The following is a 7361-nucleotide window of genomic DNA, read 5'->3' as shown; positions in this document are numbered from 1 at the left end:
TGCCCGGCAGGCCCACATTGGCCATGGTGAACAGCATGAAGATCAGCGCATAGGCAGGCATCCGGTTCACCAGACCGCCATAGGCGTCAATATCGCGCGTATGCATCCGATCATAGATCACGCCGACACAGAGGAAGAGTGCGCCAGAGATAAAGCCGTGCGACAGCATCTGGAAGATCGCACCATCCAGCCCCTGCTGATTGGCCGCAAAGATGCCCATGGTCACAAACCCCATGTGGGCAACGGACGAATAGGCGATCAGCTTCTTCATGTCCTCCTGCACCAGCGCGACAAGCGAGGTGTAGACAATGGCAATGGCCGACATCCACAGAACCAGCGGCGCCATCACGTCAGAGCCGATCGGGAACATCCCGATCGAGAAGCGGATGAACCCGTAGCCACCCAGCTTCAACAGGATCGCCGCCAGCACGACCGACCCTGCGGTCGGCGCCTGCACGTGCGCGTCAGGCAGCCATGTATGCACGGGCCACATCGGCATCTTGACTGCAAAGCTGGCAAAGAAAGCCAGGAACAGCAGGGTCTGCATCCCGCCCACGATCTGGATACCCAACAGGCTGAACGTCTCGGTCCCGAACTGGTGGTTCAACAGCGTCTCGATGTCGGTGGTGCCTGCATCAGCATACATCCCGACCATCGCCACCAGCATCAGCACCGAGCCGAGGAAGGTGTAGAGGAAGAACTTGAAGCTCGCATAGATACGGTTCGCACCGCCCCAGATGCCAATGATCAGGAACATCGGTATCAGGCCCGCCTCGAAGAACAGGTAGAACAGAACAAGGTCCAGCGCCATGAACACGCCCAGCATGAGCGTTTCCAGCAGAAGGAAGGCAATCATGTATTCCTTGACCCGGTCCGTGACCGACCATGACGCGGCAATGACCAGCGGCATCATGAACGTGGTCAGCATCACGAAGAGAACACTGATCCCGTCGACCCCCATTTTGTAGGTCAGGCCCATGATCCATGTGCCCTCTTCCACAAACTGGAAACCGGTGTCGTTGGGGTCGAACTCGAACAGGATAAACAGCGAAGCGATGAAGGTGATCACCGTCGTGGCCATGGCCACCCACTTGGCGTTGCGTTGTGCTGCCTCATCTTCCCCGCGCAGGAACACGGCCAGGATCAGGGCCGCCAATGCGGGCATGAACGTGGTGATGGAAAGAATATTGTCCATCAGTTTGCTCCTCCGCTGAGCGTCATCCAGGTGATGAGGACCGCGATCCCGATCACCATGGCGAAGGCATAGGTAAAGATGTAGCCGGACTGCGCACGGCCCGCGAGGCGGGTAAAGAAGGGCACAATGCCCATCGATACGCCGTTGATAGTCCCGTCAATGACGTCGCCGTCACCCTTCTTCCACAGCTTCTTACCGATCCACAAAGCGGGTTGAACGAAGACAACGTCGTATAGCTCGTCAAAGTACCACTTGTTCTTCAAGAACAGGTAGAGCGGGCGCTGGTTCTCGGCCAAACGGCCCGGCAGTGACGGGTTCTTGATGTAGAACCAGAAGGCGACGATGAAGCCCAGCAGCATCGAAACGAAGGGCGACAGCTTCACCCAAGTCGGCACGTAATGGGCTTCATGCAGCACAGTGTTCTCGGGCGCGATGTAGATACCCGCTTCACCCGGTCCATCCTCCATCACGTATTTCAGTTCGGAGGCTTTGGGGCTGCGTTCAGCAACCGCCTCTTTCAAGTCCTTGCTTGGCGCCTCGTAATGTCCACCAAAGAAGGAGATGACTTCGTTTGGCTTGCCGAAGAACGAGGAATACCAGATTGCCCCGGCAAAGATCGCACCCAGGCTCAGAACACCCAGCGGCACGATCATCGTCATGGGGCTTTCATGCGCATGCTCGTGCGTGTGTTTGTCACCGCGTGGCGTGCCGTAGAAGGTCAGGAACATCAAACGCCAGGAATAGAACGAGGTGAACAGAGCCGCGATCACCAGCGCCCAGAAGGCAAAGGTCGATCCGACATAGGCGCTTTCGATCACCGCATCCTTGGACGCAAACCCGGCAAAACCGATCCAGCCTGTGAGCGGAATGCCGACGCCGGTGATCGCCAGCGTGCCGATCATCATGGCCCAGAACGTGTAAGGGATCTTCTTCCGCAGGCCACCGTAGTTCATCATGTCCTGCTCGTGATTCATCGCATGGATGACCGAGCCCGCGCCAAGGAACAGCATCGCCTTGAAGAACGCGTGCGTGAACAGGTGGAACATGGCGACCGAGTAGACGCCCACACCTGCGGCCACGAACATGTAGCCGAGCTGAGAACAGGTCGAATAGGCGATCACGCGCTTGATATCGGTCTGCACAAGCCCAACGGTTGCCGCAAAGAACGCAGTCAGCGCGCCCAGCACGGTGACAAAGGCCATCGCCTCGGGCGCAAATTCCATCAGCGGGGACATGCGGCAGACGAGGAACACGCCCGCGGTCACCATAGTTGCCGCGTGGATCAGCGCCGACACAGGCGTCGGGCCTTCCATCGCGTCAGGCAACCACGTGTGCAGGATTAGTTGTGCCGATTTGCCCATCGCCCCGATGAACAGCAGGAAGGCCACAAGGTTCGCGGCATTCCACTCGGACCACAGGAAGGTCAACTGCGTCTGCGCCAGCTCAGGTGCAGCGGCAAACACATCGTCGAACTTGATCGAGTCGGTCAGGAAAAACAGCGCAAAGATACCCAAGGCAAAGCCGAAATCGCCCACCCGGTTGACGACAAAGGCCTTGATTGCGGCGGCATTGGCGGATGGCTTGCGGTAGTAGAAGCCGATCAGCAGGTAAGACGCGACGCCCACGCCTTCCCAGCCAAAGAACATCTGTACAAGGTTATCCGCCGTCACCAGCATCAACATCGCGAAGGTGAAGAACGACAGATACGCAAAGAAGCGCGGCTTGTAGCTTTCGCCCTCTTTCCACTGCGGGTCGTGGTCCATGTAGCCAAAGCTGTAAAGGTGGACGAGCGACGACACCGTGGTGATCACGATCAGCATGATCGCCGTCAAACGGTCAAGCCGGATGGACCAGTCGGTGCTGAGTGAGCCGCTTTCGATGAAGCGCAGGATCTGGATCTGCTCGGTTGTGCCGTCAAAGGTCAGGAACACGATCCAGGACAGGATGGCCGAAAGGAACAGCAGGCCAGTGGCGATCCACATGGCTGCGGTTTCGCCAAAGATGCGCCAGCCGAACCCGCACAGCAGCGCGCCAACCAGAGGGGCAAAGAGGATGATGGTTTCCATGTGCTCTTAGCCTTTCAAACAATCAAGGACTTCAAGGGGCGCCTCGGCAGCCGTAGTTTCAAAGCCTTGCTTCTTCATTTCTTTTGCGAAACGCCGAAGCGTCAGGTGGGGGTATTGTTCGATGGCTCGATCCACGGCTTCACTGAGCGTATCGATACCGCGATATGTGCCGGGTACTGTTGCCGCCACGACTTTGCCGCGCCGTTTATCGACGAGCACGTATTGCTGCTTCAGGACGTCCGCAGTGTCGTATGACTCAGTCAAGACCATTTCTCGCGATCTTCCGAACTGCCCGTAGCCAGTTCCCACAAACGTTTCATCAGAAAGAGTGCATCCTGGAGTGTAGTCTACGTGGATATCGAAAGGTTCGATTTCAGGAGTTTGGAGGTTGCTCGCATGACCCATGCCACCCCAAAACGCCAACATAATAACAACGAAGCGACTCATTTCTCAGCCCTTCATCACGTTGACGTCTTCGACGGCGATGGTGCCGCGGTTGCGGAAGAAACAGACCAGGATAGCCAAACCGATGGCGGCCTCGGCCGCAGCGACGGTCAGCACGAACAGGGTGAACACCTGCCCCACGAGATCATCCAGGAAGGACGAGAAGGCCACAAGGTTGATGTTCACCGCCAGCAGCATCAGTTCGATGCTCATCAGCAGGATGATCACATTCTTGCGGTTAAGGAAAAGCCCGAAGATCCCGATGACGAACAGCGTCGCCGCGACGGTCAGGTAATGCTCAAGTCCTATCATGTCGTCCCTCCGGGGTGTGTCCCCGCTTGTCGTCTGTTGCGGGGATTAACCCAGCATGAATTCTGTCTTCTCGCCCCGAGCCTCGGGGTAGAGTGCCGCGCAGGCGCACGGCTCTGCATCCAGCGTGATGATGTTGATGTCTCGCGCGATGCCACCCAGATCGGCAGCCATGCGGTCAAAGGTGGCAAAGGCGCGTGCGCCAGTCTCGTGGCGTTCGATCACAGCGAGCGCCTTCTCCGTCCGGTCGAAAGGCAAACGGTTGCCCATGTTCTCTTCCTGTGTGTGGAAGGTCAGTGCAGTGCCGGGCGCGCAATCTACAACAGAGAATGAAGTCGCGGTCCCTTCCTGGCTCCACCAATCACGCCACATCACACGGCCTTCGCCCAGATCAACGTGATCCGCTTCACCACCATGGCTGATATGCGTGGTACGGTCGCAATCGGTTAGCGACAAGGCCACAGCCTCGCCCCCGAGCATCGCGACGACCGCTGCCAGATATGCGCACCGGGTATTCAAGGATCAGAGCCCCTGCCCCGGTTTGACGTCCTTCAGCTCCATCGCCGTCGCAGGATCGCGCATCATCTGGGCAATCACATCCTGACGCTTCACATCCGAACGATGGCGCAGGGTCAGAACGATTGCACCCACCATGGCGACCAACAGGATCAGCCCGGCAAGCTGGAACAGCAGGAAATACTGATCGTACAGGATCATCCCAAGCGCTTCGGTGTTATGCCGATCCACTGGCGTTACTTGCGTGCGCAGCGCCTCCGCCGCCGCATTCGACTCCCAAGCGCCAAAAGCCATGACAAACTGCATCAGGATCACCACACCGATCAAAAGCGCGAGCGGCATGTATTTCGCCATTTCTGCCTTCAGCTCGGCAAAGTCCACGTCCAGCATCATCACGACGAAGAGGAACAGCACCGCAACCGCCCCCACATAGACGATGATCAAAAGCATCGCTACGAACTCGGCCCCCAACAGCACAAACAGACCCGCCGCACTGAGAAAGGACAGGATCAGCCAGAGAACCGAGTGGACGGGGTTGCGGCTGATCACCGTGAAAAGGCCACCCGCGATCACGCTGACCGCAAAGAGGTAGAAGGCAAATACAGTCATGTCTCGTCCTCGTCGTCACCCATGACCTCTTGCGCCAATCCCATGGCGCGGGTCATGGCGGGCACACCGGCAAACATCGCCATCATGCCCAAAGTCTCGGAAATCTGCTGGTCGGTCGCACCCGCCTCGCGCGCATGCCGCACGGTCTGGCGAATGGCCGTATCGGCCTGCGCGCCCTGCATGGTCAACCCGGCAAGGGTCAGCAGCAACCGGGTTTTGGCGTCCAACCCATTCTCGTTGAGCTTGTTGCCAAACCACGTCTCCATCAAATCCTTGGGCATGGTCGGCCACAGGGCCTCAAACATCTTGGGATCAAACCCCTTCGACGGATCAAACGCCGCCATTTGCGGAAATGCTTTGGTCATCTCCTGCATCTGGGCCAACATGGCGGCAAAGGGGTTGTTCTTGTCATCAGTCATGAGCGTTGACCCTCCAGACCTTCGATGCGGGCGGTCAGTGCATCCAGACTGTCCGCAATGAAGTAACGCATGTTGCTGATGTCGCTGTGGACCAGATGCAGCTTGCGCACCAAATGACGCAGCACCTCGACCTGAACCTCGCCTCCGCCGGTGTCGGCAAGGCGCTCAATCTCGGCCATCATATCGGCATAGACTTGGTCAACATCGCTCCGCAGCGCCTGCTCGGGATCAGCCTCAGGAGCATCAGGTGCGAACTCTGTCCCAAGGTCATGGGCTTTCGCCGCAGCCTGCAAACGCGTGGCAAGATCGGCAATGCTGGCCCGCCAAGTGCTCGCCTCTTCGCTCTCATCCCACAGTTCCGCCAGTTCCGAGCCGTCGGCAGTCACCCGGTCCAAAGCGGCCAGTGCCATGCCAACAGCGTCATCGTAGAATTTGAAGGAGGCTTCGAGATCAAATGGCGCGTCGGCCCCGTCTCGTGGCTGACCCAGACACGCCGCAATGATCTCGGCTCCGGCCACGGCGGTCGACGCCAAATCCGCATCAAGATCACCGGTTGGCGCCTCAAACACGGCCTCAAAGCTTTCGCACACAGCTTCCGCCTGCTCGAACGGCTGATCGAGGGTTTTCAACGTATCCAGCAGGTCGGCCGCCGTGTCGTTGTCAAAGCTATGTGGTCCCCAGGCTCCCATCAGCGATACGGTGCATCCAGTTCAAGATTGCGTGCGATCTCGGCTTCCCAACGCTCACCATTCTCCAACAGCTTTTCCTTGTCATAGAACAGCTCTTCACGGGTCTCGGTGGCAAATTCGAAATTCGGACCTTCGACAATGGCATCGACCGGACATGCTTCCTGACAGAAGCCACAGTAGATGCACTTGGTCATGTCGATGTCATAGCGGGTGGTGCGGCGGCTGCCATCCTCGCGCGGTTCGGCATCAATGGTGATGGCCTGCGCCGGGCAAATCGCCTCGCACAGCTTGCAGGCAATGCAGCGTTCTTCCCCGTTGGGATAGCGGCGCAGCGCGTGCTCGCCACGGAAACGCGGGGACAAGGGCCCCTTTTCATGCGGGTAGTTCACGGTGGCCTTCGGGGCGAAAAAGTACTTCAAGCCCAGCTTCATGCCTTGCCAGAAATCCTGCAGCAGGAAGTATTTGGCGGCGCGGCCGTAGTCGATCTGCGTCATTGCTAGTCTCCCTGTGTTCCGTCGTTAAGGTGCATGTACGCCCAGGCCTTGAGGGCCGAGACGACTTCTCCGGGATCCGCTCGGTCGAGCTTCCCATCTTCATCGGTCGTTCCAATAGCGAACTCGGACCCCAAGAATGACACAAGGTCATCCAGATGGTGTTCCGGTGCCTCGTTGATGGCGGCAGCCAATCCCATATCAGCCCCCCACGGCCCAGCGGGCATAGATGCCCCAGAACCAGTCAAACTTGGCGGCAAAGGCCACAAACACGACCCAGACCAGGCTGAACGGCAGGAATACTTTCCACCCCAGGCGCATCAGCTGGTCATAGCGGTAGCGTGGCGTGATCGCCTTCACCATCGCGAAGAGGAAGAAGAAGAACGCCATCTTAGCGACCATCCACAGCACGCCATCGGGCAGGCCTGGAATGGGCGACAGCCAGCCACCGAAGAACAGCAGCGACATCAGTGCGCACATCAGGAAGATGGCGATGTATTCGCCAGCCATGAACAGCAGAAACGGGGTCGATGAATATTCGACCTGGTAGCCAGCAACCAATTCAGACTCCGCTTCCGGCAAATCGAAGGGCGGGCGGTTCGTTTCGGCCAAGGCGCTGATGA

The 7361-nt window shown here is 58.3% G+C and carries 11 protein-coding genes; all 11 read right to left on the bottom strand.

The annotated features are described in order from the left end of the window. A partial coding sequence (locus AC6RA8_RS19845) for an NADH-quinone oxidoreductase subunit M (RefSeq protein WP_500355162.1) occupies positions 1-1195 on the bottom strand: 1195 nt, incomplete at its 3' end. Beyond that, entirely contained in the window at positions 1195-3261 is a 2067-nt protein-coding gene (gene nuoL, locus AC6RA8_RS19840) for an NADH-quinone oxidoreductase subunit L (RefSeq protein WP_500355161.1), read from the bottom strand. The genes nuoL and AC6RA8_RS19845, both read right to left, overlap by 1 nt. Before the next feature lie 6 nt (positions 3262-3267). Next, positions 3268-3708 carry a hypothetical protein gene (locus AC6RA8_RS19835; RefSeq protein ID WP_500355159.1) on the bottom strand — a complete coding sequence of 147 codons (441 nt, stop codon included), beginning with the start codon at positions 3706-3708 and terminating at the stop codon, positions 3268-3270. A 3-nt stretch (positions 3709-3711) separates the two neighbouring features. Then, on the bottom strand, positions 3712-4017 hold the full coding sequence (gene nuoK / locus AC6RA8_RS19830) for an NADH-quinone oxidoreductase subunit NuoK (protein ID WP_039686350.1): 306 nt from the start codon (positions 4015-4017) through the stop codon (positions 3712-3714). A 45-nt stretch (positions 4018-4062) separates the two neighbouring features. After that, positions 4063-4533 (bottom strand): hypothetical protein, encoded by a 471-nt coding sequence (locus AC6RA8_RS19825; RefSeq protein WP_500355157.1) that lies wholly within the window; start codon positions 4531-4533, stop codon positions 4063-4065. A gap of 3 nt (positions 4534-4536) precedes the next feature. Continuing rightward, the gene (locus tag AC6RA8_RS19820; RefSeq protein WP_500355155.1) at positions 4537-5139 is read right to left on the bottom strand and encodes an NADH-quinone oxidoreductase subunit J; all 603 of its coding nucleotides are present in this window, start codon (positions 5137-5139) and stop codon (positions 4537-4539) included. Further along, on the bottom strand, positions 5136-5558 hold the full coding sequence (locus AC6RA8_RS19815) for a carboxymuconolactone decarboxylase family protein (RefSeq protein WP_500355153.1): 423 nt from the start codon (positions 5556-5558) through the stop codon (positions 5136-5138). Before AC6RA8_RS19815 ends, AC6RA8_RS19820 begins: the two co-directional genes overlap by 4 nt. Continuing rightward, positions 5555-6247, bottom strand: coding sequence for a DUF4259 domain-containing protein (locus AC6RA8_RS19810; protein ID WP_500355152.1), 693 nt, complete (start codon positions 6245-6247; stop codon positions 5555-5557). Before AC6RA8_RS19810 ends, AC6RA8_RS19815 begins: the two co-directional genes overlap by 4 nt. Beyond that, positions 6247-6741 carry an NADH-quinone oxidoreductase subunit NuoI gene (nuoI, locus tag AC6RA8_RS19805; RefSeq protein WP_189369895.1) on the bottom strand — a complete coding sequence of 165 codons (495 nt, stop codon included), beginning with the start codon at positions 6739-6741 and terminating at the stop codon, positions 6247-6249. Before nuoI ends, AC6RA8_RS19810 begins: the two co-directional genes overlap by 1 nt. A gap of 2 nt (positions 6742-6743) precedes the next feature. Next, positions 6744-6938: a hypothetical protein gene (locus AC6RA8_RS19800; RefSeq protein ID WP_189369894.1), complete on the bottom strand. Its 195-nt coding sequence runs from the start codon at positions 6936-6938 to the stop codon at positions 6744-6746. Position 6939: 1 nt separating this feature from the next. Next, a partial coding sequence (locus AC6RA8_RS19795) for an NADH-quinone oxidoreductase subunit H (RefSeq protein ID WP_500355151.1) occupies positions 6940-7361 on the bottom strand: 422 nt, incomplete at its 5' end.

It is taken from the genome of Tateyamaria sp. (assembly GCF_059783535.1).
This window is presented reverse-complemented; position numbering and strand designations above follow the sequence as displayed.

Coding starts and splice junctions, on each gene's coding strand:
- nuoI (WP_189369895.1), bottom strand. CDS start 6,741: ATGACGCAGATCGACTACGGCCGCGCCGCCAAATACTTCCTGCTGCAG.
- AC6RA8_RS19820 (WP_500355155.1), bottom strand. CDS start 5,139: ATGACTGTATTTGCCTTCTACCTCTTTGCGGTCAGCGTGATCGCGGGT.
- nuoK (WP_039686350.1), bottom strand. CDS start 4,017: ATGATAGGACTTGAGCATTACCTGACCGTCGCGGCGACGCTGTTCGTC.
- AC6RA8_RS19800 (WP_189369894.1), bottom strand. CDS start 6,938: ATGGGATTGGCTGCCGCCATCAACGAGGCACCGGAACACCATCTGGAT.
- AC6RA8_RS19835 (WP_500355159.1), bottom strand. CDS start 3,708: ATGAGTCGCTTCGTTGTTATTATGTTGGCGTTTTGGGGTGGCATGGGT.
- AC6RA8_RS19810 (WP_500355152.1), bottom strand. CDS start 6,247: ATGGGAGCCTGGGGACCACATAGCTTTGACAACGACACGGCGGCCGAC.
- AC6RA8_RS19815 (WP_500355153.1), bottom strand. CDS start 5,558: ATGACTGATGACAAGAACAACCCCTTTGCCGCCATGTTGGCCCAGATG.
- nuoL (WP_500355161.1), bottom strand. CDS start 3,261: ATGGAAACCATCATCCTCTTTGCCCCTCTGGTTGGCGCGCTGCTGTGC.